This window comes from Lysinibacillus sp. FSL K6-0102, from assembly GCF_038003545.1.
GTDB lineage: Bacteria > Bacillota > Bacilli > Bacillales_A > Planococcaceae > Lysinibacillus > Lysinibacillus capsici.
In genome coordinates this window covers 4,324,588-4,348,628 of sequence record NZ_JBBOPH010000001.1, presented here as the reverse complement: position 1 = coordinate 4,348,628, position 24,041 = coordinate 4,324,588, and the positions used below count along the sequence as shown (strand labels likewise).

Here is a 24,041-nt window from a genome sequence, read left to right as displayed (position 1 = left end):
AAAGGAAGAGAAGCCATTCTGTGAACAGGCTCTCTTCCTTTTTATTTTTATAAAATGGGTGTTAATAGACGGGAAATAGATTCTTTAAATTTAATCAGTGTTGAACGGTTTTTATACATTTCCCATGTTAATTCCGTACAATCAAAAATATCCTTCTCAAACAGTTCTGCCAATTGGTGCGATATATTTGCATCATATATGAAGGCATTGACTTCAAAATTTAGACTAAAACTTCGTACATCAATATTCGCTGTTCCGACAGAGGAAGCCTCGTCATCAATAATAATAGCTTTAGCATGGATAAAGCCCTTTTCATAGATGTAGACTTTGGCTCCAGCACGTAATAATTGACCCACATAAGAATAAGTAGCCCAATATACAAACATGTGATCAGGCTTATTAGGAATCATTATGCGTACATCGATGCCTGACAAGGTGGCAATTTTAATGGCGTCTAAAAAACTAACATCTGGGATGAAATATGGTGTTTGAATATAAATATATTTTTGAGCCATATTAATAAGCTTTAAGTAACCGATTTTTATTTGCTCCCAGTCTGAGTCTGGTCCACTTGAAACAATCTGTAAACCCACATCACCTTTTTTCGGGATGGCAGGGAAGTAACGATCAGAGTACCCCATTTTTTGTTGTGCACTAGCTTGGTTCCAGTCGAGTAAAAAGCGTGTTTGCAAAGGATGTACGGCACTACCCTCAATACGTAAGTGTGTATCTCGCCAATAACCAAACTTTTTTTGTAAACCTAAATACTCGTCACCGACGTTAAAACCACCAATATAGCCAATTCGACCATCAATGACAACGATTTTTCGGTGATTTCTAAAATTTAAACGAGGGTTAAGAAGTGGCAAAATGGATGGGAAGAAAACTTCTACTTCACCACCAGCATGCAGCAACTCTTTAAAATGGCGTCTTTTAACATTACGTGATCCCATTTCATCATAGAGAAGACGCACCTTAACACCTTGCTTTGCTTTTTTTATCAATGCATTGACGATACGTGTACCTAAGTCATCAAGTCTAAAAATATAATACTGGATGTGAATGTGATCTTTAGCTGCTTCAATGTCTTTAAGGAGCTGCTCAAACTTATCGGCACCATCATCAAAAATATCCAGATGGTTGTCCTGTGTTAAGACCGCATTGTTTGTTCTGAGGTGCATATAAATCATCTCTTGATAATTTTCTGCATTCGCAATACGAAACTCAAACGTTTCATCACGAATCGCTTCCATCTGATAGGTAATCAGATTATCAATCCCAATATCCTTGCGTCCTTCCCAACGGAATAGGTGCTTTCTTCGTAATTGTCTTCCAAGTAATAAGTACAAAATAAATCCAGCTAATGGCAGGAAAAATAACACGAGGATCCATGCCCATGTAGAGGTAGCATCTTTACGTTCTAAGAAAATGATGGTCATGGCTAATAAAATATTAAAAAACAAAGTTAAAGGAACTAAATATTCTATATCTGTAAAAATGCTCATTTCTACACCTGCCTTTGTATTGTTAATAACATACTTAGTATAGCCTACTTCAAATGCGGAAAGAAGATATGAAATGGCTAGATAGCATGGAAAAGGATTATCCCTTTGATATATAGGAATAATCCGCATGGTTTAATTAGTAATTCTCTAATAGTTAGAAATTCATAAAATGCAACCTACTATATTTTACGGAAGACGTAATGATTTACGGGATGCCTTATATATAAAGATTAGGCTTATAGAAAAAATGGCTATTGCAGCCGAAATATAATAACCAAGACTTGCTTGTACGGTAAATAACCATGTAAAAAAGAGTGGACCAAGAATACGTCCTAAGTTATCCATTGAATAGGACAGTCCAGCGGCAGTTCCATATTGTCCTCCAGATTCTTTAGAGGAGAGTGATACAACACATGTTCTTGCAAGTGCATTACCTGCTGTAAAGACACAAAGGGCAAGCCCAGCGATAAAAAGATTAGCTGTCAATGTAAATAAAAGCATGCCGATAGCAGTTACAATTTGTGCACCGATTAACCATGTCGTTTCACTGCCATTTTTTATGCGTCGAACGACCCCTCCTTGAATAGCAGCATCGACAAATCCACTAAACATGAACAAGTAACCAATTTGTAATGGTGTAATGTGAATTTTTTCGATTTGAAATAGCTGAAATGTAGCCTCTACGCCAGCTAGCATAAAAGTTACTAAAAAAGAAAACATAAATAGATAGCGCACACGGAATTGTAACATTGTTGCAGCACCCTTTGGCACTATAGCACGTTTATTTGAATCTTTTCGTTTTTTAGGTTCTTTTAGGACGAAACTTGCATAAATAAATAATAGTGCAATTAATGATGCTGATGCAGTAAACGGTAACTGCAAGCTATAATGGCCTAGCATTCCCCCGATTGCTGGACCAAAAATAAACCCAAGACCAATGGACATGCCCATAAAGCCCATATACTTATTGCGATCCTCTTCACTAGATATATCGGCGATAAATCCTGTTACTGCTGTATATAATGCACCTGAAAATAAACCACCAATAATACGTGAAACATACAATATAGCTAGGTTATCTATAAATAGTGAAAAAATAACAAAACTAAGGCTAAAGCCAATTAGACCAGTAAGGATTAGTTGTTTTCGCCCTACCTTATCTGATAGCATCCCCCATAACGGTGCTGTGAAAAAACTTGCAAGTGAATAAACGGTCAATAAACCACCCACGTGGAGATCATGCCAATTTTGCTGCACAATTACCTCTGGTAAGACGGGAATAATAATGCCGAACCCTAGATAAACGAGGAATTGAACAGACATCAATAGTAAAATAGCCTTTTTCATACAGTTCCCTGCTTTCATACGATATTTCAATATGTATATTCTACCTCTCTTGTTCTTGCGATTACAACAATAGGGGAAGGGAAGCTTGAATAAAGTGGAACAATTTAGTAAAGAAAGAAATGAAGCATTTTAGATTTTTTAAATCTATGTTCTGATTTTTGAATAAAATGTAGCCATTTTGGGTAATTTAAATATGTTTGATGGAAAAGTTTGATGATGTGAAAAATTTACAATGTAACAAAATTGAAAAATTTTAAAGGGAAGTTAAATGGTATGATAAATTTGTCAGACATCATACTCGTAGAAAAATGAAACTTTTTCGTAAATAAAACGTTATATAAAATCGAGGAAAGATTGAGGTGGAATGTATGACAAAAGAAGTAGATTTGAAAAAGATTGTTTCGAATTTATCTAAGTTGGGTGTAACAGCCACTGTAACAAAGTCTCGACTAGAACTTTTAAAAGTGCTAACACCACCAACGCAAACTCCGCAAGTTCAAGCTTAACTCGTTTCCAATAGAAAAAGGGAGGTCTCAATACGCGAGACTTCCCTTTTTCTATATTTATTCATCTTCATCATGTGTGGTAAACATATATGTTCGATAATGGAATCGCATACTAAAGACTAGCCCAATCGCTAAAGCATTCCCCATAAGTGAACTTCCTCCGTAGCTAATGAACGGAAGTGGAATACCTGTGATAGGTAATAATTGAATAGTCATACCAATATTTTCGAAAACGTGGAAGGTAATCATAGCAATAATCCCAGCACATACATAGGTCGAGAAGGGATCTTTCAGTAATAGGGTTGTCTTTGTTAAATGATAAATTAATAAGAAGAAAATACAAATAACAATACTAGCGCCAATAAAGCCCCATTCCTCGCCGATAACTGTAAAAATGAAATCGGTATGGTTTTCAGCTACATATACTTCACGATTTCTAAATCCCTTACCAAAAATTTCACCTGATCCAATGGCATTTAAAGAGGTAATTAAATGATAGCCATCACTGGATGAATAGGAATAGGGGTCTAGCCAAGAATAAATACGAGCAAATTGATAGGCCTTAAAACCAAATGTTTTTTCTAGAAAGTCCTGCATATAGAGTGCCATCCACAGTAGGGTACCGCCTGCTACCATGCCACCTAAAAATGTTGGTAGAATGATTTTCCAAGAAATCCCTGCTACAATGATAAGTGCTGCCGTAATGGCAAAGAATACAAGTGCTGAGCCTAGGTCAGGCTGCTTTAAAATAATAGCTAATGGTACGATTAAGGTGATAGCGATTTTACCTAGTAGCAAAAAGTCTGTTTTAATTGATCGTAATGAATAAATTTCATGGTGCTTACTAATTAATCGAGCTAGTGCTAAAATGTAAAAAGTTTTCATAAACTCAGAAGGCTGAATATTTCCAATCGGCGTATGATACCAACTTTTAGCACCATTAACGGGTGCACCGATTTGACCTTCTCCTTCTGGCATAAAAATAAGCAGTACCAGTAAGGCAATCCCTGCTCCATACATATACCATGACATTTTTTTATATTGATCTGGCTCAAAAAACATGACTATACCAATAATTACTGCACCAATCACATACCATTGCATTTGTTTTGGTACGTAGTTAATGCCATATTGTCCTGAAGTTTGGGCAGATGCAATAGCTAACAAACTAATGACTAGAAAAGTGAAGAGTATAAATGCAAGTGTCCAGTCAAAACGATTTGCGAAATTTCGTTTATTTTCCATAAAAGCCACCTAAAATTAAAATAGTATCTCAATATGAGTAAATGTGATGCGATTCTCCCTATTTCGTTTATAATTGGTCAAAGAAGAAAGCAAATTAATAACCAGCAGTGGTGTGAAAATAGCTCATATCTATTGATAAGCTTGCAATTTGCTTTGAATATTGTCAATGGAATTTTAAGCAAATACTTGAACTCATTGAGTAATCTAAACTTTATATGCAAATGCATGTTTAACATTCCTAATTATAACGCAAAAATTACTTTTATGCCTGCGTATATAGTAGTGACGACAATTAACATAAAATGTTTCAAAAAAATCATGTTTAGTCTTATAATGTAGTGAAGAATGGGGTGATGGTTGTGGCTAAAAAATTAAAGTCAGCTGATGATTTTATGTATCATATTTATGTTCATATGAATGATGTCGATAAATTTGTTATATTTAGCGGGTTAAAATTCTCGCAATTTGTGGCTGCACTTGAACCACTACATCACTTACTGTTATTAAAACATTCCTATGAAGACGGTTCTTTTAATATGCATACACAATTTGAATATGTATTAGAAGAAGATGTTCCTCGTTTTGTGAAAAAATCTGCTGAATCTAAAGAATTATGCTGGGTAGATTTTATGGACGAGAAGAGGCTAGATCATTTAACACCGATGGAACAAGGAGAATTGCTGTACATAAGTCACAAGAAAGAACCAATTACGTCAGCATTTTTTAATAAATTACAAAATAGATTCGTCTATTATTCTTCAGACTTAGAGAAAATGACTAAAATTTATTTTCGTCATTTAAGTGATTCGGATTTATTGGTTGCCAATGTTTTTAATAGTTTAATTCGTGAAAAGGAACGCAGCACTGGATTTTGGCGTCGAAAAGTAAAAGCGAGTATTCCCGCTATATCACCAGATTTTTTACGTTCTTACCGATCCTTTGCGAAAGATGGAGCGTTACTATCTTTGTATCGGATTGAGAAACCAAAAGTAGCGTATGGAATAGAAGTTCGCAATCTGTCTGAATATTCTTTTCCTGACGAAGTTTGGGATGACTTAAATACGATTTTAAAAACAGAGCATGATGAATTAATCTATATTATTTAAACTTCATGGTGACGCAATCAAAGAACTAAGATGTTGGTAGACAATATTTATGTTGCATTATTCCTGTACAATTTAATAGCAGGAAGTATTGATGCTGGGGCATAATCGAAGAAATGTACACGCAAAATCTCACCGTTAAAAATACGGTGAGATTTTTATGTCATTTGTCAAGACGTTTCATGATAAACTAATAGTACTCAAGAAGTATGTGGAGGGCACAAAAATGAAAAAAAGAATCGGTTTATTATACGGCGGAAAGTCAGCGGAGCACGAAGTGTCGTTATCGACAGCACGTGCAGTCACAGGAGCTTTGAATTTCGAGGAGTATGAAGTATATCCGATTTTCATTACAACTGACGGGGAATGGCGCCGTGGAGAGCGTTTAGAAAAACCCGTCAGTGCAATAGAAGAACTACAATTTGGTGATAATACTACAATTTTAGAAAATAATATCACTGATTTTTTGCTTGATAAAAATGGCAATGAGGTAAAGTTTGATGTCATTTTCCCATTGTTACATGGTACGAATGGTGAGGATGGAACAGTGCAAGGTTTACTTGAGGTTCTAAATTTACCGTATGTAGGAAATGGTGTATTGGCATCCTCTGCTGGAATGGATAAAGTGGTAATGAAGCAATTATTTGAAATTGCTGGATTACCTCAAGTGCCCTATACGTATTTTATTCGTAGTGAGTGGAAGAATGAGCAACACGCAATCATTGAACGCTGTGAAAATAACCTGAATTGGCCAATGTTTGTGAAGCCTGCAAACTTAGGGTCAAGTGTTGGGATTAGCAAGGCAACAGATCGCGAGCAATTGGTAAAAGCAATTGAGGTTGCTTTACAATATGATCGTAAAATCGTTGTTGAACAGGGAATTGTCGCTCGTGAAGTTGAACTAGCGGTGTTAGGAAATGACTATCCTGAAGTATCAGTGCCAGGAGAAATTAAACCCGTTACTGATTTTTATGATTATGATTCTAAATATAAGGACGGTTCTACAGCACTTATTATTCCAGCTGAGCTTCCAGTAGAAACTGTGGCAAGCTTAAAAGAACTGGCAAAGCGTGCATTTAAGGCTATAGATGGTAGCGGCTTAGTTCGTGCGGACTTTTTTGTAACAACTGAAAATAACGTTTACATTAATGAAGTAAACACAATGCCAGGTTTTACGCCTGTAAGTATGTATCCATTATTATGGCAGCATACAGATGTGAGTTATCCAGAGCTGATTGACCGTTTAATTACCCTAGCAATTGAACGCTATGAAGAAAAACAACAGCTCCACTATAAAAAAGACTGAGTGGGATTATCGTGAAAAAAACTTTAAAACAATTAGCTGCATGGTTAAATGAGGATATGGCGGCTTTGGGTGACACTGTTGTGTCAGGAATTTCTATTGATACAAGAACAATTCAACAAGGAGACCTATTTGTTCCATTTCGTGGTGAGCATACAAATGGGCATAAGTTTGTAATGCAGGCATTTGAGAAAGGTGCCGGAGCTTCTCTTTGGCAAAAGGATGAGCCGAATCCACCAGAAGGTTACCCGTTGTTGTTTGTGGATGATCCAGAATTAGCTTTGCAAGAAATGGCTAGAGCATATCGTAATGAACATAAAGCAAAATTTATAGGCATTACAGGTTCAAATGGTAAGACATCAACAAAGGATATTTTAGCGGGAACACTAGCTCCATTCTTTAAAGTACAAAAAACGATCGGGAACTTTAATAATCAATTGGGCTTGCCTATTACTATCTTACAGCTTGATGAAGATACAGATGTGGCTGTCCTTGAGATGGGCATGAGTGGATTTGGTGAAATTGAGTTTTTAACGAAGCTTGCTCGTCCACATATGACGGTTATTACCAACATTGGTGAGGCCCATATGCAGGATTTGGGGTCACGTGCAGGTATTGCAAAAGCTAAGTTTGAAATTATTCAAGGAATGCAAGAAGATGGTCTATTATTCTATGATGGTGATGAACCTTTGCTCAAGGAATTAGTGGCAAAAGAACAGCAATTACAGTCAGTGCCGTTCGGGTTAGAATCCAATAATCTTTTATACGCTGACAATATTCATGCTAACGCTGATGGCAGCCACTTCACTACACACGGTATGATCGAGGGTGATTTCTTTATTTCAGTGCTTGGCAAGCATCAAGTAAAAAATACACTTGTGGCCATGTTAATTTCTCATAAGCTAGGTTTAAGCAATGAACAAATACGTACATCCTTAGAGCATGTCGTATTAACTGATATGAGGATGCAACAGGTACTAGGAACAAATGGCGCTCTATTTATCAATGATGCCTATAATGCAGCTCCAACCTCTGTAAAAGCTGCAATTCAATTTATGGCTACATCAACTATTCGACCTGAAAAATGGCTTGTGTTAGGAGATATGCTAGAGCTTGGACCAAATGAGCAACGTTTCCATGAGGGTCTGGTTGAGCATATTAATGAGGATGAAATTGATTATGTCTGTTTGTTTGGCCCTCGGATGCTATATCTTTACAAAATATTAAAAGAGCGCTTTGAGGCTGAACGTTTATTGTATACAGAAGATGATTATACGGCTATTATTGAAAAGCTAAAACAAGCGAATGAATCATCTATTGTTTTACTTAAAGGTTCACGTGGTATGAAATTAGAGACAATCTTAAAGGCATTTACGTCATAGTAGCAATGAATCGGTGAGAGAAACGCTCACCGATTTATTTGTGTAGGTTTATCTTTGTTAAATGAGGTGAAGAATTTGTCAGTAGGTGTGCTATGTATTCATGGATTTTCAGGTGGACCATATGAGGTGAAGCCATTCACAAGTTATTTACGTTCACATACAGGTTGGATAATTGAAGAGCCAACATTGTCTGGACATGGTGAAGAATTACATATGAGTGGTTTTAAGGCGAAACACTGGTTAATGGATGCCGAATTAGCTTTCCGATCGTTGGCAAAAAAAGTTGACGAGGTAATCGTTGTTGGCTTTTCAATGGGAGGAATTATAGCGCTATATTTAGCTAAACGCTATAAAGTGAAAAAGCTTGTATTACTAAGTGCTGCTGCAAAGTATGTGAGCCCTAAACAGCTAGTCAAAGATTTTAAAATGTTAGCTACTGAAGCCTATCACCATAATTTAACTAATAACGAACTCTATCTACGATACCATCAGAAGTTTAACAATGTGCCACTTGCCTCAACAGTAGAATTTATGAAGTTGGTAAGAATGGTGGAGCCGTATTATCGGCATATTCAAATTCCTGTATATATTGTGCAGGGGAAGTTGGATGGGATAGTGCCTTATCATACGGCTCAATTTCTTTTTGATGAATTAGCCTCTACAGACAAGGTTTTGTATTTTTCTGATAATGGCAAGCACCATATATGTTTTGAGGAAGATTGCTCTGAATGGTTTCCACAGGTTTTAATGTTTTTAAAAGGTAAATAAAGTAGTCAGATTATTACGACTCATGCGTTATCGTTGCATAGGATTTAAAGCCATGTTAGACTAGTGTAAGCAATGGATACATTTTGTGCGAAGACTCTTCATATTTGGTTGAAGAGTACTTTTTTTTGAACACAACGGTTTTATTCTAAAGTGAAAAATTACGACAGAATCGAACCGCTCGGTAAAGACCGGGCTTTCCTTTTCATATAAGAGAGCTCTATATGGACTATCATGTAGAGAAAATTTTTAAGTAACGGAAACGTTCCACTACACAGGCTCGAATTTGCCGACAACTTCATCTGAAAATGTAACCATTTGTCAACTTAAAAGGAAAAAAAGGAGATTGAGAAGTTTGACAAATTTTTCAGAATTAAATATTAGCGAATCTACATTACGCTCAGTAAAGCGTATGGGATTTGAAGAAGCAACACCAATCCAAGAAGGTACTATTCGTTTTGCGATTGAAGGCCGTGATGTATTAGGTCAAGCACAAACAGGTACTGGTAAAACTGCCGCTTTCGGGATTCCACTAATTGAAAAAATCGATCCAAAAAACCCTAATATTCAAGCATTAGTCATTGCTCCAACTCGTGAGCTAGCAATTCAAGTTTCAGAAGAACTTTATAAAATTGGCTATGACAAACGCGTAAAATTATTATCAGTATACGGTGGTCAAGAAATAGGCCGTCAAATTCGTGCACTGAAAAATAGACCTCAAATCATTGTTGGTACGCCAGGTCGTATTATTGATCATATTAATCGACGTACGTTAAAATTAGAAGATGTTCAAACATTAGTATTGGATGAAGCAGATGAAATGTTAAACATGGGCTTTATTGATGATATTAATTCAATCTTAGAAAACGTACCTTCTGAGCGCCAAACATTACTGTTCTCAGCAACAATGCCACCAGCAATCCGTAAAATTGCAGAAACATTTATGCGTGATCCAGAGATTGTAAAAATTAAAGCTAAAGAACTAACTGTTGATAACATTGATCAATATTTTGTTAAGTCTGCTGAACGTGAAAAATTCGATATTTTATCTCGTTTATTAAATGTACACCAACCAGAGCTTGCAATTATTTTTGGTCGTACAAAACGTCGTGTAGATGAGCTTGCACAGGCACTATCTATTCGTGGTTATTTAGCTGAAGGTATTCATGGTGATTTAAGCCAAGCGAAGCGTATCTCAGTATTACGTCAGTTTAAAGAAAATAAAATCGATATCCTTGTTGCGACTGATGTAGCCGCTCGTGGACTTGATATTTCTGGTGTAACACATGTTTATAACTTTGATATTCCTCAAGATCCTGAATCATATGTTCACCGTATTGGACGTACAGGTCGTGCAGGTAAATCAGGTCTTGCCGTAACATTTGTAACACCTCGTGAAATGGGTTACTTACGTATTGTAGAAGAAACTACGAAAAAACGGATGACACCTCTTCGCCCACCAACAACGGACGAAGCATTAGAAGGTCAACAACGCTTAGCTGTTGAAACACTGGAAGGTCTTATTGCTAATAACAATTTAGGTGATTACCGTACACTTGCAGCAGAATTATTAGACAATCATGATGCTGTTGATGTTGTTGCAGCTGCTCTACGTTCATTAACAAGAGAGCCAGACGATACACCAGTAACAATCACAGAAGAACGTCCATTACCAATGCGTCGTGAACGTTCTAGCAATAATCGTGGTGGCGGTGATCGTGGCCGTGGAAACCGTAGCTTTGGTGGAGGACGTCGTGACAATGCTCGCAGTGGAGAGCGTCGCAGTAGCAGTAGCAGTAGCCGCCGAGAGGGTGGACGCCGTGAAGGCGGACGTCGTGAAGGTGGACAAGGTCGTTCTCGTTCTCCAAGACGTCACGAAGGATAATTTTAGAAGAAATACACTTAATTTTTTATAGTAAACCTTACAGTCATGATGGCTGTAAGGTTTTTTTTCGGCTATAGTTGAAACAAAAAGGTGGGTGAATTCGTATACACCTAATGAAGAAAGAGGGGGAACGACAATGAGAGCACAACCGATTCATCAAATTTCTCGTAAAGGGCTAACCGTGTGGCGTTTATATGGAGTCATACAAACATTGTTGCTGTTAGTTGTAGCAGGACTTGTAAGCTATGGTACTTATTATTTTGAATGGCCTTCATTTATTTACTTCATAGCGTGTGCAATTGTATTACTAAGTGCGATATTATCTATCTTTATTTTCCCGAAAATAAGATGGGAGAGATGGCGCTATGAAGTTCGAGAGCATGAAATCGAAGTACAACATGGTTTATTTGTTGTGAAACGCACATTAATTCCAATGGTACGTGTGCAACATGTTGATACAACACAAGGGCCGATATTAAAAAAATACGACTTAGGTAATATCTCTATTTCTACAGCTGCAACTGTACATACGATTCCTGCACTTGTTATGGATGAAGCAGACGTACTGCGTGCGCGTATTTCTGATTTAGCAAGGGTGGCTGAAGATGATGTCTAAGGAAATTAATCGTTTACACCCAGTGTCTGCAATTATAACGAGTGTAAAAGCATTGAAAAGTATGATATTACCAATTGCCATTATTATCATAAGTAACGGCTTTAATTTTTCTTTGAATTTTCGTAGTGATCATTTTTTTGAAACCATTTTACTTTTCGGTGTATGGGGAGTTGCAGCACTTCTTGCGCTCGTGGGAGGAATCATAAAGTGGCGGACATTTGTTTACTGGTTTGAAGATGGGGAGTTGCGTGTGACATATGGATTGTTTGTTAAAAAGAAACGTTATATCCCTTTTGAACGTATACAAAGTTTAAATTACAATGAAGGTGTTTTCCATCGCATTTTTGGTTTAGTGAAAGTTCAGGTGGAGACTGCTGGTAGTAAAGGAGGAAAACCTGAGGTTGAGCTGACAGCCATTCGCAAAGCAGCAGCAGATGTTATTGAATTAGAAATGCGACATGCTAAAAACGAAGCAGTTCAACAACAGGATCAAATGCAGGTTGTAGAGGAAGCTATACCAACTCCGATGATTTACCATATGTCCATGCGAGATTTACTAGTATTAGCAACAACATCTGGTGGAATTGGTGTTGTGTTATCAGGTCTTGCAGCCGTTGCTTCACAATTTTCCGACATTATTCCTTATGAAACTGTATTTCATGAGTTAGCTGATTTCGTGAAAATCGGCGCATTTTTAGTGGCATTGACGGTGATGGTTGTTTTAATTGTTGCTTGGATTGTATCAGTGGTTATCACACTGATAAATTATTATGATTATACTGTCCGCATTGAGGAAGAAAAGTTGATTATCACAAAGGGACTGTTAGAAAAGAAGCGTATTACTTTGCCGTTGAATCGAATTCAGGCAATTCGTATTGTGGAAAATCCAATACGTCAGTTAACAGGTTATGCTACAGTGGTTGTTGAAAGTGCTGGTGGTAATGGTGAAAATGGAAATGATAAAAAAATTACGCTATTTCCACTTATTAAGAAGCCGGATTGTATGCAAACATTAGAACAGCTTTTCCCAGAAATGAATTGGCAGCCTACATTTACTCGCTCACCAAAAAGGGCAAGACCATTTTTTTATCGCATTGATTTTTTCTGGCTAGTTCCGATTATCGGTGCATCTATCTATTTCTTTTATCCATACGGGCTATTGTCGTTGCTGTTAATTCCATTAACAATGTTACTTGGTATTTGGCAACATAAAACAGCAGGCTATCAAATAGATGGCAAGCAACTGGCTATGCAGTATCGAGTGTTTAGTCGAATTACGTTAATCATGGAGAAGAAGCGAATTCAATCTATTGAAAGTACACAATCATACTTTCAAAAAAGAAAGAATGTTATGTCTGTAAAAGCAACCGTCATGTCAGGAGCAACTGGTACAACGGGGAGTGTTTCCAGCTTAGAGCAACAAGATGCCGAGACGATCTTAACATGGTACGAACATTAATGAACTAAAAAGCTAATCCTTTCAATTTTATGGAAGGATTAGCTTTTTTAACTATAAATAAATAGAGATGCTGTTTATAATAAAAATAAATAGAACAAAAGGGGTGGAGACATTGTTTAAATATGACATTAATGAAAGCGCTTATTTAAAGCTTTTGGATTTAAGTGATGTAGAAGAGTTATTCGCTTTAACTGACCGTTCAAGGGATACATTACGTGAATGGTTGCCCTTTGTAGATGATGTCAAAACAGTAAAGGATACTGAGCAATTCGTAAAAAATGCTATGCAACAATATGCTGATCACAATGGCATACAAGCAGGGATTTACTATGATGGAAAGCTTGCCGGTGTTATTGGTTATCACCAAATCAACTGGCAACATAAATGGACAAGTATTGGCTACTGGCTAGGGAATGAATTTGTAGGAAAGGGGCTCGTTACGAATTCCATGAAAGCATTGATTGATTTTGCCTTTAATTATTTAAAGTTAAATCGTATAGAAGTGCGTGTTGCAGTTGGTAATATTCGTAGTCGTACAATCCCAAAGGTATTGGGCTTTCATGAAGAAGGGCGTTTAAGGGATGCTGAGTGGCTATATGATCACTACGTAGATCAGGTTGTTTATGGTTTAACAGCAACTGAATGGAAAAAAATAAAGATGTCAAATGAAGCTACAGTGGTTTTATAATGGAGGTCATTGTAAGGAAAGAGGAGCTGCTCTATAGGTGAGCAGCTCCTCTTTTTAATGTTATGGTCTACCAGCCATCTTTTGTTTGCGCCAACTTAAAATTCTTTTTGGATGTAAATAGACAAGTCCAAGGATAAATCCGGTTACTAAACCGCCTAAATGAGCAAAGACATTCACATTTGGTTGGAGAAAGGTCATAATGACACTGATGACGATGATTGGTAAAATGAGCTTACGAAGCATGGGCATTGTACGTCGAGTATAGTAAACTAATGCCCCAAATGCACCAAAAATTCCAAAAATAGCCCCACTTGCACCAAGGCTCGCATAACTACTATCATAGAATATATAGGTTGCCATGTTGCCTACAATACCTGATACTAAATAAATTGTAATGAAACGTGCTTTCCCTGCGATTTTTTCTAGCTCTGGTCCAAAGAGATATAAGGAAAACATATTAAAAAACACATGCATAAAACCTGCATGTAAAAACATGGCAGAGAAAACACGCCACCATTCACCACTTTGAATCAGGAAATTTGCTTGGATTCCATAATTCCACAAGAGTGTTCCTATGCTGGGTATGAGAGACAATACATAAAGAGTAAGATTTATTGCTATTAAAGTTGAAACAACAGGGTAATACTTTGTATATTGCTTAAAATTTTCCGTTCTACTAAACATGGCTCCACCTCAATTTACAATTATTATACATGCCTTGTTGGAAATAGGTAAAGGAGAAGGTTCACATGATTAAGGGAATTGGCCTCGATATTGTAGAGATTGATCGTATTGCAAAGGCTATGAAACGAACAGATAAATTTAAAGACCGCATTTTAACGATAAATGAAAAAAAAATATTTGATGGTTATTCGGAAACTCGCAAAATAGAATTTTTAGCTGGGCGATTTGCTGCAAAAGAAGCGTTTTCGAAGGCTCTGGGAACAGGGCTTGGGGAACAATGTAAGCTTCATGATTTGGAAGTGTTAAAAGGAGCAGCTGGCAATCCTGTTTTATATTTTAAGGATGAACTTGTCAATGGATTTGTTAGTATTACGCATTCTAAGCAATACGCAGCTGCTCAAGTAATCTTATTAGAATAGTACTTAACTTGTCTAAAAGGATTGCATGTAAATTTAAATATATTGCCCTTTCTTCAAATGACATAACTGACAAATACGGTTCATATATTGTCGTAGTGGATTTGAAAGAAGAAAGGGTGAAAGCGTGGGCAACCGTATAGTTAAATGGCTCGTCTTACTTTGTACGATATTACTTCTGTCGGCATGTGGTGCAGCCTCACAGGAAAAAGTGTTGAAGAAAGTGAATGGTAAATGGGCAGAGACGAATGGTTATGAATTAAATGCATCGATGGAAATTAAATCGGGTGGGGAACCTAGAAATTATGATGTAACAGTATGGCACACAAAACCTGATTTCTATCGAGTAGAAGTAGTTGAAAGTGGGAAAGATGTTTCTCAAATGATTGTACGTAATGCTGATGGTGTTTTTGTCGTAACACCGACATTAAACAAAATGTATAAATTCCAAAGTGATTGGCCAAAGAAAAATAGTCAGGCATACCTAATTGGAGCGCTAGCAGAAGATTTAGCAGAAGATAAAAATCTTGTCATGAAAGAAGAAGAAAAAGCATATATATTTGAAGCGGCTACTAGAAATAGCTATAAGAACAGTATGCCACATCAGGTTATAACAGTAGATAAGAAAACTTTATTGCCAACCTCAGTAGTTATTATGAATGATGTGAAAGAAGAGCAAATCAAAATCACATTTAAGAAAATTAAGCTAGGTGTACAACATGCTGCAAAAGAGTATGCAGTTGAGCAATTCACTGATAAAGATAACACGAAAGGTGAACAAGCTACACCTGCCGAAAAAGAAGGGCAAGAAGATAATGAGGATAAGGAAGCTGTTGGAGCAGAAGTTGAATATCAAGAATTCCAAACACATTATCCTGTTGTAAATTGGGCACAATTAGCGAATGAAAAAGTTGTGCAGGAAAGTGGAATGGAACGAGTAATCTTAACATACGATGGTGAAAAGGCATTTACTGTTATGCAGCAACCAGTAATGAAGGAAAATTCAATGTTGCCTGTATCGTCACCTGGTGATCCAGTTGATTTAGGCTATACAATTGGTGCTATTACAGATACATCAATTAGTTGGGAAAAAGATGGCGTTGAATTCTTTGTAGCATCAAGTAAATTAACGCGAGAAGAAATGATTGAAGTTGCTACATCTATGACGATAAGTAGTATGAAGTAACTTTTCTGGCTACAGCCTTCTGGAATACGGAGGCTGTAGCTTATTGATAATTAAAATGAACCTATAAAGTATAGGCTCATCCGAAAACTAAAACTTTGTGTGTACAAGCTAAATCGACATACTTTGCAATATGTATGTCCTACATAATGTTTTAATTAAAAATAAAGAGGGTATTCTTATGAAGACACAGCAGTTTTTTCGTCCAACAAAAGCAATAATAGACTTACAAGCAATTCAACAAAATGTAAAAAACTTAAAAGAATTTTTACGACCTAATGTTCAAATTATCGCTGTAGTAAAAGCAAATGCGTATGGTCATGGAGATGTAGCCGTTGCACGGGCAGCTCTTAAAGCTGGTGCCACAGTACTTGCAGTGGCAACGCCCGATGAGGCATTACATATTCGAGCACATTTTGAAGAACCAGACATATTAATATTAGGTGCATCTCCAGTTTCGTTTGCTCCTTATGCAGCGCAGCAACGTATTATACTTACGGCATTTGCCGATGATTGGATTCAGCAAGCTGCTTCTCTTTTAGTAGATGAAGCGCTTCCTTTACGACTTCATATAAAAATAGATAGCGGAATGGGTAGAATAGGTATTCGCTCAGAGCAGGAATTATTAGAGCTCTATCAAACAATACAGTCTACAGATCACATGGAGCTGGATGGAATATTTACACACTTTGCGACAGCTGATGAAGAGGATACGCTACATTTTGATCAACAGGTACAATTTTTTGAGAAATGTTTAGCTGTAATACCTAATAAGCCGCGACTTGTTCATGCATCTAATACAGCCGCCTCATTAGTAAAAGATCCGCATTTACAATATGATGCTGTTAGATTTGGTATTTCGATGTATGGATTATCACCCTCTTCATATGTGAAAAGTATATTACCTTTTCCCTTGTTACCAGCGTTCTCGCTTGAAAGTGAACTTGTTCATGTAAAGCAAATAAAATCAGGTGATCCAGTTGGCTATGGAGCTACATATGTTGCTCCGACAGATATGTGGATAGGAACAATTCCAATTGGCTATGCAGATGGCGTGATTCGCAAGTTAGGTGGACAAGAGGTTTTAATTGATGGACAAAGAATGCCGATTGTTGGACGAATTTGTATGGACCAATGTATGGTTGCCCTACCAAAAGCATATGATATAGGTGAGAAGGTAACACTCATTGGTCGACAAGGAAATACTGGAGTATCGATCGATGAATGGGCAACAAAGCTCGAAACAATTAATTATGAAATACCATGCATTATAACAACAAGAGTTCCTAGAACATATCTTTAGTTGTCTTTCATTAGAATAAGTCAAATCTCAATGTAATGTCATGAGCAATGTTCCAAGTTGAATTTGGTAAATAAATTAGCACTGGAGAACTTATTTCTTTTCCAAAACATAGTAATGGCTCATATTTGAAAACACATTGCAATAATAATTATTCAGCATATACCTTCGACAACCAACATATTTTTACAATTTGTACTTCAAATTGTCAGATATTTTGTCATTTCATGTCTTTTCAACAATATCTTTCAATGATAGAATGGGAAGTAATGAAAAGTGTATGGTTCCGTTGGAGGTGCTTGCTGTGTACGAGAAAAAGTTAAGAGAAGCTACAATTGCTGTTCAAGACAGACTATTTCTACAAACAAAGGAAGTAATTGAAGGTGAATCTTTTGTGCGTATTTTGGCGCGCAAAAATTTAATGCAGGAGCAACCAAATCAAATACGGGAAGCTATGATTAAAGGATATGTTGAAATGTCTCATATTAATTTAATGATTGCGAGCGAATGCTTGCATGCAGAGTATGAAGCACAACATATGGTGGAGCGTCTCGTTAGCGGGGGATGACACTTTGAATGTAAAACGTGGTGACGTTTTTTTTGCAGACTTATCACCGGTAATAGGTTCTGAACAAGGAGGCACTAGGCCGGTGCTGATTATTCAAAATGATATTGGCAATCGATTTAGTCCGACTGTCATCATCGCAGCTATCACTGCACAGATTCAAAAGGCAAAGTTACCGACACACGTTGAAATCAATGCTGAAAAGTATGGTTTTGAACGTGATTCGGTTATTTTGCTAGAACAAGTGCGGACAATTGATAAGTCAAGATTGACGGATCGTATTACGCAACTGGATCATGCTGTGATGGAAAAAGTTGATGGTGCGTTGATGATTAGTTTAGGTCTAGTTAAATTTTGATATACATATGTGTATAGAAGCATCGAGATTATGATATCTCGATGCTTTTTTGTCTTATATCCTTGAAATGTCTTTACCATAATTTGAATTACGATAGATCTTGCTCAGCAAGCGATTTTGCTACGAAAGATGAAGTACCTGAAATAATTAAGCCAAGGTGTAATTGATAAATGTTACAAAAAGCTTTAAGATATACACAAGATTTTTAATAAAAATAGATTTTTGAAAAAATTCTTAAAAGGTATATGAAAATTTACATAGAATATTCCATTTATAGAGGCAATTCATTCATTTTAAATGATGGCAAGCAGTTTGAATAAAAGTGTAAGAGTATAACTCCAAAGGAAATGGAGGGACAGCAGTGACATATAGGTCTTCGGTTGAAATTATTACAGAGTGGGATATTGTTGCAGCTAGACAACTGGGGCGCAATGAAGCAAAAGCACTTGGATTTGGCACTGTTGATCAAGCCCGCATCACCACGGCAATTAGTGAATTAGCACGAAATATTTATTTATATGCAAGTATAGGTATCATAGCAATTGAAAGGGTTGAAGCAGATACTGAAAAGAAAATAGTTGTTGTTGCAACAGATCAAGGGCCTGGTATTAAAGATGTTCGTAAAGTAATGGAGGATGGTTATTCCACCTCGGGGGGGCTAGGTGCTGGTTTGCCAGGTGTTAAACGATTGATGGATAGTTTAGATATTCAATCTGTCGTTGGAGAGGGAACAACGATAAGAGCGGAAAAATGGTTGCGTTAGGACGTGAAGAAAACTGAAACAATTAGAAGCTCAGTATAAAAAAATATTAGCAGATTATATGGTCAACCAAACAGAAAGAAATTTATATATCGCTCAGAACTTCACACGTCAGTTAATTCAAAAAAATATTTCTCCCGAGGATGTTATTAGCATTCATAAAAATGCTGTAGAACAAATATTTCCGAATCAAATGAACGAATCACAGCCTGCTTATGATTTTTTGATTGAAGTAATGGTGCATTATGGAATGGCACATAGAGAGCATCAAAGTTTACTTCAAAAGCAAGCTGAATATGAAATGGAAATGAAAATAGCGACAAACATCCAAAAAACATTGTTGAAAACTTATGTGCCGAATATGCAAAATATTGATATAGGTATGATTTCAGTACCTATTCGAAAAATGAACGGCGATTATGTACATTTTTTTCATGATGGAGAAGAATATTTGAGTGTGGCTGTGACAGATGTTGTCGGTAAAGGAGTTCCTGCTGCTTTATGTATGTCGATGGTGAAATATGGACTTGAAACATTAGTATATGCATATAAAGATCCCTCATATGTTTTAGAAGTTATTAATAGGGTAATAGAAAAAGGTGTGGATGACAGTATGTTTGTTTCGATGTTTTATGGCTGCTTAGATGTAGAGCAAAACATTTTTTCTTATGCTTCGGCAGGCCATGAACCAGCTTTACATTATAGTGCAAAGAACGATCAGTTCTTTACCTTAGAGGCTAAAGGTTTACTATTGGGTGTATTGTCTGAAACAAACTATACGTTTCATGAAATTGTGTTAGAAGAGAATGATTTGATTATTATGATGACCGACGGTGTGACAGAATTTAGAGTGAAAGAAGAATTAAATTCGCGAGAGGTAATCACAACTTTAATAAAAGAAAATAGACATTTATCTGCCCAGCAATTGTGTCAGCTCCTTTATAAGGAAATAGAGAGAGTGCAAAATTTTAAACTATTTGATGATTTTACTGTAGTTATTTTAAAAAAATAGGTTTAAGTTTAAATTGAACAGGGTAGAGAAAATAGTCTAACAAATATGGTGGAGGTGTGCTATATGGACGTAACGATACATTTTAAAGAAATTGATCATAAATTATTTGGCTTTGTTGAGGGTGAGATTGATACGTTTACTGCTTCAGGATTACGAGACGAATTAGAAGCTGTAAAGATTACAGAGGGTTTAGAAATTGAGCTTGATCTATCAAAGGTAAATTACATGGATAGTACAGGACTTGGGATTTTTGTTGCCTTTTATAAAAGAGCATTACGTGAAAATGGTAAAGTAAAGCTCGTTGGTTTATCGAATAGGTTACAAAGATTATTTGAAATTACTGGTCTTAGTGATTTGATGGATATCGAAACTGATAAAAAGGTGGAATTAAGATAATGAAGGAATTTGACTATATTGAAATTAGAGTTCCTGCTAAACCGCAATTTGTCAGTGTCATTCGATTAACTGTCTCGGGCTTAGCGAGTAGGATTGGCTTTAATTATGATGATATTGAAGATTTAAAAATTGCAGCAAGTGAGGCTGTGACAAATGTTGTTCACCATGCTTATAAAGACGAAGAAGAGGGTGAAATTGTCATCGGGTGTGCGCTGTACGACAATAAAATGGAAATGATGATTGCGGATTACGGCAATAGTTTTAATTTTGAAGAGATTAAGTCTAAGATTGGGCCGTATCATCCTGAAGAAAGTATTGCAGGGCTAAGAGAAGGTGGTTTGGGACTTTATTTAATGGAAACTTTGATGGATGAGGTGATGATCAATAACGATGGTGGCGTAACTGTCTTCATGACAAAGTATGTCACTAGGGAGCAGGTGGAGAAAAATGTCGAAAGAATCACTACATAAATCTTCATCTAAAGAAGATGTACTTAAGTGGATTGAATTGTACCAGTCAACGGAGGATGATGAAGCACAAACCAATTTAGTGATTCATTATCGATATCTAGTTGAATCTATAGCTCGTAAATATTCGAATGGTAAATCTTATTATGATGATATTGTTCAAGTAGGGATGCTGGGATTGTTAGGTGCAATAAGACGTTTTGATCCGAATGTTGGTCGTAGTTTTGAAGCTTTTGCCGTGCCAACAATTGTTGGGGAAATCAAACGTTTTTTACGTGATAAAACATGGGATGTGCATGTGCCTAGACGTATAAAGGAACTTGGGCCGAGGATTAAATCAACTGTGGAGGCGCTGACAATTGAATTACAGCGTTCTCCATCCATTAAAGATATTGCTGAACGATTAGAAGTAGCAGAGGAAGAGGTACTAGAAGCTATGGAAATGAGCCGTAGTTATCAAGCTCTTTCTATGGACCATTCGATAGAGTCAGACTCAGACGGTAGTACAGTCACGTTATTCGATATTTTGGGCAGGGAAGACGATGGCTATGAAATGACCAATAAACGAATGATTGTTTCAGAGGCGCTGGTTGTGTTGAATGAGAGGGAAAAACAAATTATTCAGCTTACATATCTAGAGCAACTTAGTCAAAAAGAAGCTGGAGAACGATTAGGGATTTCTCAAATGCATGTATCGAGGATACAAAGGAAAGCAATAAAGAAATTACAAGAGGCTATTCTAGCAAGTGGCGGTGTTTCGCTCTAATCTTTCATGGGTGTTTAATGAAAAATACCTTTAAAATGAATGGAAATAGTCTACTCATATTCGTCTGAGTAGACTATTTTTTTGCATTTTTAGTAAAGTGTAATGGTAAAATGAAAAGAAAAAGGTAGTGATGATGTGGAGCAAAAGCAAATGTTACAGCTCATTGCAAAGGATGTAGCAGTCAAACCAGGGCAAGTAGAAGCTGTTATTAACTTATTAGAAGAGGGAAATACGGTACCATTTATTGCGCGCTATCGAAAAGAGGTTACAGGATCACTCGATGAGGTGCAAATTAAAGCTGTAGAAGATCGTTATCACTACATACAGCAACTTGAACAACGAAAAGAAGAAGTTATACGATTAATCCAAGAGCAAGAAAAGCTTACACCAGAATTAGAGCAGGCTATTCTTTCTGCAACAATCTTACAACGTGTTGAGGATTTATATAGACCATATAAGCAAAAACGACGTACAAAGGCGACGATTGCAAAAGAGAAAGGTTTAGAGCCTCTTGCAGATCTCCTGTTAGCATTTAGTGATGATGCATTAGAGCAATTAGCAACTGACTTTGTGGACAACGAACAAGTTGCTAATACGGAAGAAGCCCTGATAGGAGCTCGAGATATATTAGCAGAACGTTTTGCGGACGATGCCTCTATTCGTGAAAAAATCCGAGCTTATTCATGGAAAGATGGAATTCTTGTGACGTCTGTGAAAAATACAGAAATCGACGAGAAAAATGTTTTTGAAATGTATTACGAATATGAAGAGCCTGTTAGTCGCATTGTACCACACCGTATTTTAGCAATAAACCGAGGAGAGAAAGAAGAAATCTTAAAGGTTTCTATTCATGTGCCGGTGGACCGAGTATTAATGATTATGTGGAAAGAATGGATACCTGCAACTGGTTCGTCTCCTGCTATTGCAGAAGTTAAACTAGCAATCGAGGATTCGTACAAGCGTTTAATTCAGCCTTCAATTGAAAGGGAATTACGAAACGAGCTTACAGAAAAAGCTGAGGCACAGGCTATTCATATTTTTTCCGAAAATTTACGTAACCTATTGCTACAACCACCTATGAAAGGTAAATATGTTTTAGGGGTTGATCCAGCTTACCGTACAGGTTGCAAGCTAGCGGTTGTAGATGAAACTGGGAAAATGCTTGAGGTTACAGCTATTTACCCACATCCACCGAAACCAGATGTGGCAAAATCCAAAGCTATTGTAAAAGGAATTTTGGCAAAGTATCCAATAAGTATAATTGCCATTGGTAATGGTACAGCATCTCGAGAGACAGAACAATTTATCGCGGATGTATTAAATGAACTTACTACTGACATAGCCTATGTGATTGTCAATGAAGCGGGGGCGTCTGTTTATTCAGCGTCTGAAATTGCACGTACAGAATTTCCTGATTTACAGGTTGAACAACGTAGTGCTGTCTCCATTGCACGTCGCTTACAGGATCCTTTATCAGAGTTAGTGAAAATTGAACCAAAAGCTGTGGGTGTAGGTCAGTATCAGCATGATGTTTCTCAAAAAAAATTAAATGAATCGCTATCTTTTATAGTAGAAACAGCTGTTAACCAAGTTGGTGTAGATGTAAATACGGCTTCATCATCACTCTTACAATATGTTTCGGGTCTATCAAAAACTGTTGCAGAGAATATCGTAAAGACGCGAGAGGAAAATGGTCAATTTACTACACGTGCGCAATTAAAGAAGATTCCAAGGTTAGGCGCCAAAACGTATGAACAAGCTATTGGTTTCCTACGTGTCCCAGAAGCAAAAAATCCGTTTGATGCTACAGGTATTCATCCTGAGAGCTATGCCCTTGCTGAGCAAATATTAGCAGAGGCTCAAATAGATAAAAAAGAGTTAGGGACACAGAAGGCAGAGGATGCTATTGCAGCACTAAATATCCAAAAATTAAGTGATGTGCTTGGAGTAGGAGTTGTGACAATTCAAGATATCGTGGATACCTTAATGAAACCTAGTCGTGACCCACGTGATGCATTCCCACAACCATTGCTTAAGACTGATGTATTAAAAATGGAAGATTTAAAAGTAGGTATGGAATTGCAGGGGACGGTAAGAAATGTAGTAGATTTCGGCGCATTTGTTGACATTGGCGTGAAGCAAGATGGACTTGTGCATATTTCTAAACTCCAAAATAAACGTATAAAGCATCCATTAGAAGTTGTGGCACTTGGGGATATTGTAACTGTCTGGGTTGAACAAATAGATGTAACGAAAGGGCGTATCTCTTTAACGATGCTTCCTCCTAAAAATCAAGCATTAGTTTGAGTACTAAATTTTTGCCACACTGT

At 36.8% G+C, this 24,041-nt stretch carries 24 protein-coding genes; 20 read left to right on the top strand and 4 right to left on the bottom strand.

Translation table 11 applies throughout. The features are described 5' to 3' along the window. Window positions 1-47: 47 nt before the first annotated feature. Window positions 48-1,505, bottom strand: coding sequence for a cardiolipin synthase (cls, locus tag NYE73_RS22090; protein ID WP_048394260.1), 1,458 nt, complete (start codon window positions 1,503-1,505; stop codon window positions 48-50). 186 nt (window positions 1,506-1,691) lie between these two features. After that, window positions 1,692-2,852, bottom strand: coding sequence for an MFS transporter (locus NYE73_RS22085; RefSeq protein WP_115674569.1), 1,161 nt, complete (start codon window positions 2,850-2,852; stop codon window positions 1,692-1,694). A gap of 368 nt (window positions 2,853-3,220) precedes the next feature. On the opposite strand from NYE73_RS22085, the gene NYE73_RS22080 reads away from it, so the two are divergent. Beyond that, window positions 3,221-3,358, top strand: a complete 138-nt coding sequence (locus NYE73_RS22080) for an Lmo0850 family protein (protein ID WP_004232019.1) — start codon at window positions 3,221-3,223, stop codon at window positions 3,356-3,358. Window positions 3,359-3,415: 57 nt separating this feature from the next. Here NYE73_RS22080 and NYE73_RS22075 read toward each other — a convergent pair whose 3' ends face one another. Then, window positions 3,416-4,603, bottom strand: coding sequence for an FtsW/RodA/SpoVE family cell cycle protein (locus tag NYE73_RS22075; RefSeq protein WP_036079404.1), 1,188 nt, complete (start codon window positions 4,601-4,603; stop codon window positions 3,416-3,418). Between the two features lie 353 nt (window positions 4,604-4,956). Here NYE73_RS22075 and NYE73_RS22070 point away from each other — a divergent pair, with 353 nt between their 5' ends. The 8 genes from NYE73_RS22070 to NYE73_RS22035 all read left to right on the top strand — a co-directional run bounded on the left by NYE73_RS22070 (window position 4,957) and on the right by NYE73_RS22035 (window position 13,804). Further along, a complete protein-coding gene (locus NYE73_RS22070; protein WP_048394266.1) occupies window positions 4,957-5,709 on the top strand; it encodes a hypothetical protein in 753 nt (250 codons plus the stop codon). 223 nt (window positions 5,710-5,932) lie between these two features. Then, a complete protein-coding gene (locus NYE73_RS22065) occupies window positions 5,933-7,012 on the top strand; it encodes a D-alanine--D-alanine ligase (protein ID WP_048394267.1) in 1,080 nt (359 codons plus the stop codon). An 11-nt stretch (window positions 7,013-7,023) separates the two neighbouring features. Beyond that, window positions 7,024-8,391 (top strand): UDP-N-acetylmuramoyl-tripeptide--D-alanyl-D-alanine ligase, encoded by a 1,368-nt coding sequence (locus NYE73_RS22060; RefSeq protein WP_115674570.1) that lies wholly within the window; start codon window positions 7,024-7,026, stop codon window positions 8,389-8,391. Between the two features lie 75 nt (window positions 8,392-8,466). Then, window positions 8,467-9,159, top strand: a complete 693-nt coding sequence (locus NYE73_RS22055) for an alpha/beta hydrolase (protein ID WP_259950594.1) — start codon at window positions 8,467-8,469, stop codon at window positions 9,157-9,159. Between the two features lie 352 nt (window positions 9,160-9,511). Next, entirely contained in the window at window positions 9,512-11,041 is a 1,530-nt protein-coding gene (locus NYE73_RS22050) for a DEAD/DEAH box helicase (protein ID WP_259950595.1), read from the top strand. A 136-nt stretch (window positions 11,042-11,177) separates the two neighbouring features. Beyond that, on the top strand, window positions 11,178-11,657 hold the full coding sequence (locus tag NYE73_RS22045; protein WP_259950596.1) for a PH domain-containing protein: 480 nt from the start codon (window positions 11,178-11,180) through the stop codon (window positions 11,655-11,657). Beyond that, entirely contained in the window at window positions 11,650-13,116 is a 1,467-nt protein-coding gene (locus tag NYE73_RS22040; RefSeq protein ID WP_259950597.1) for a PH domain-containing protein, read from the top strand. Before NYE73_RS22045 ends, NYE73_RS22040 begins: the two co-directional genes overlap by 8 nt. Window positions 13,117-13,228: 112 nt before the next feature. Then, window positions 13,229-13,804: a GNAT family N-acetyltransferase gene (locus tag NYE73_RS22035; protein ID WP_054549589.1), complete on the top strand. Its 576-nt coding sequence runs from the start codon at window positions 13,229-13,231 to the stop codon at window positions 13,802-13,804. Window positions 13,805-13,864: 60 nt separating this feature from the next. Here the strand turns inward: NYE73_RS22035 and NYE73_RS22030 are convergent, their stop codons facing one another. Next, on the bottom strand, window positions 13,865-14,488 hold the full coding sequence (locus NYE73_RS22030; protein ID WP_048394279.1) for a rhomboid family intramembrane serine protease: 624 nt from the start codon (window positions 14,486-14,488) through the stop codon (window positions 13,865-13,867). Window positions 14,489-14,553: 65 nt separating this feature from the next. Here NYE73_RS22030 and acpS point away from each other — a divergent pair, with 65 nt between their 5' ends. The 11 genes from acpS to NYE73_RS21975 all read left to right on the top strand — a co-directional run bounded on the left by acpS (window position 14,554) and on the right by NYE73_RS21975 (window position 24,018). Further along, window positions 14,554-14,907, top strand: a complete 354-nt coding sequence (gene acpS / locus NYE73_RS22025; RefSeq protein WP_048394281.1) for a holo-ACP synthase — start codon at window positions 14,554-14,556, stop codon at window positions 14,905-14,907. Between the two features lie 124 nt (window positions 14,908-15,031). Next, window positions 15,032-16,090, top strand: a complete 1,059-nt coding sequence (locus NYE73_RS22020) for a LolA family protein (RefSeq protein WP_048394283.1) — start codon at window positions 15,032-15,034, stop codon at window positions 16,088-16,090. A gap of 178 nt (window positions 16,091-16,268) precedes the next feature. Further along, window positions 16,269-17,390 carry an alanine racemase gene (gene alr, locus NYE73_RS22015; protein WP_066038031.1) on the top strand — a complete coding sequence of 374 codons (1,122 nt, stop codon included), beginning with the start codon at window positions 16,269-16,271 and terminating at the stop codon, window positions 17,388-17,390. Between the two features lie 301 nt (window positions 17,391-17,691). Then, window positions 17,692-17,955, top strand: coding sequence for a hypothetical protein (locus NYE73_RS22010; protein WP_004232053.1), 264 nt, complete (start codon window positions 17,692-17,694; stop codon window positions 17,953-17,955). A gap of 4 nt (window positions 17,956-17,959) precedes the next feature. Then, window positions 17,960-18,310: a type II toxin-antitoxin system PemK/MazF family toxin gene (locus NYE73_RS22005; protein WP_004232054.1), complete on the top strand. Its 351-nt coding sequence runs from the start codon at window positions 17,960-17,962 to the stop codon at window positions 18,308-18,310. A 361-nt stretch (window positions 18,311-18,671) separates the two neighbouring features. Next, entirely contained in the window at window positions 18,672-19,073 is a 402-nt protein-coding gene (locus tag NYE73_RS22000) for an anti-sigma regulatory factor (RefSeq protein ID WP_048394287.1), read from the top strand. Window positions 19,074-19,131: 58 nt separating this feature from the next. After that, window positions 19,132-20,082, top strand: a complete 951-nt coding sequence (locus tag NYE73_RS21995; RefSeq protein WP_048394289.1) for a PP2C family protein-serine/threonine phosphatase — start codon at window positions 19,132-19,134, stop codon at window positions 20,080-20,082. Between the two features lie 63 nt (window positions 20,083-20,145). Beyond that, complete coding sequence (locus tag NYE73_RS21990; protein ID WP_016993414.1) at window positions 20,146-20,478, top strand: STAS domain-containing protein; 333 nt, start codon at window positions 20,146-20,148, stop codon at window positions 20,476-20,478. Then, complete coding sequence (gene rsbW / locus NYE73_RS21985) at window positions 20,478-20,948, top strand: anti-sigma B factor RsbW (RefSeq protein WP_016993413.1); 471 nt, start codon at window positions 20,478-20,480, stop codon at window positions 20,946-20,948. Before NYE73_RS21990 ends, rsbW begins: the two co-directional genes overlap by 1 nt. Continuing rightward, the gene (gene sigB, locus NYE73_RS21980) at window positions 20,926-21,711 is read left to right on the top strand and encodes an RNA polymerase sigma factor SigB (RefSeq protein WP_066038032.1); all 786 of its coding nucleotides are present in this window, start codon (window positions 20,926-20,928) and stop codon (window positions 21,709-21,711) included. The genes rsbW and sigB overlap by 23 nt, the downstream gene beginning before the upstream one ends. Before the next feature lie 135 nt (window positions 21,712-21,846). Continuing rightward, window positions 21,847-24,018: a Tex family protein gene (locus tag NYE73_RS21975; RefSeq protein WP_311198642.1), complete on the top strand. Its 2,172-nt coding sequence runs from the start codon at window positions 21,847-21,849 to the stop codon at window positions 24,016-24,018. Window positions 24,019-24,041 lie beyond the last annotated feature (23 nt).

Bases quoted from the DNA above. Each gene is read 5' to 3' on its own strand.
- cls (WP_048394260.1), bottom strand. From the start codon at position 1,505: ATGAGCATTTTTACAGATATAGAATATTTAGTTCCTTTAACTTTGTTT.
- NYE73_RS22085 (WP_115674569.1), bottom strand. From the start codon at position 2,852: ATGAAAAAGGCTATTTTACTATTGATGTCTGTTCAATTCCTCGTTTAT.
- NYE73_RS22080 (WP_004232019.1), top strand. From the start codon at position 3,221: ATGACAAAAGAAGTAGATTTGAAAAAGATTGTTTCGAATTTATCTAAG.
- NYE73_RS22075 (WP_036079404.1), bottom strand. From the start codon at position 4,603: ATGGAAAATAAACGAAATTTCGCAAATCGTTTTGACTGGACACTTGCA.
- NYE73_RS22070 (WP_048394266.1), top strand. From the start codon at position 4,957: ATGGTTGTGGCTAAAAAATTAAAGTCAGCTGATGATTTTATGTATCAT.
- NYE73_RS22065 (WP_048394267.1), top strand. From the start codon at position 5,933: ATGAAAAAAAGAATCGGTTTATTATACGGCGGAAAGTCAGCGGAGCAC.
- NYE73_RS22045 (WP_259950596.1), top strand. From the start codon at position 11,178: ATGAGAGCACAACCGATTCATCAAATTTCTCGTAAAGGGCTAACCGTG.
- NYE73_RS22040 (WP_259950597.1), top strand. From the start codon at position 11,650: ATGTCTAAGGAAATTAATCGTTTACACCCAGTGTCTGCAATTATAACG.
- NYE73_RS22030 (WP_048394279.1), bottom strand. From the start codon at position 14,488: ATGTTTAGTAGAACGGAAAATTTTAAGCAATATACAAAGTATTACCCT.
- acpS (WP_048394281.1), top strand. From the start codon at position 14,554: ATGATTAAGGGAATTGGCCTCGATATTGTAGAGATTGATCGTATTGCA.
- alr (WP_066038031.1), top strand. From the start codon at position 16,269: ATGAAGACACAGCAGTTTTTTCGTCCAACAAAAGCAATAATAGACTTA.
- NYE73_RS21995 (WP_048394289.1), top strand. From the start codon at position 19,132: ATGGTCAACCAAACAGAAAGAAATTTATATATCGCTCAGAACTTCACA.
- NYE73_RS21990 (WP_016993414.1), top strand. From the start codon at position 20,146: ATGGACGTAACGATACATTTTAAAGAAATTGATCATAAATTATTTGGC.
- rsbW (WP_016993413.1), top strand. From the start codon at position 20,478: ATGAAGGAATTTGACTATATTGAAATTAGAGTTCCTGCTAAACCGCAA.
- sigB (WP_066038032.1), top strand. From the start codon at position 20,926: ATGTCGAAAGAATCACTACATAAATCTTCATCTAAAGAAGATGTACTT.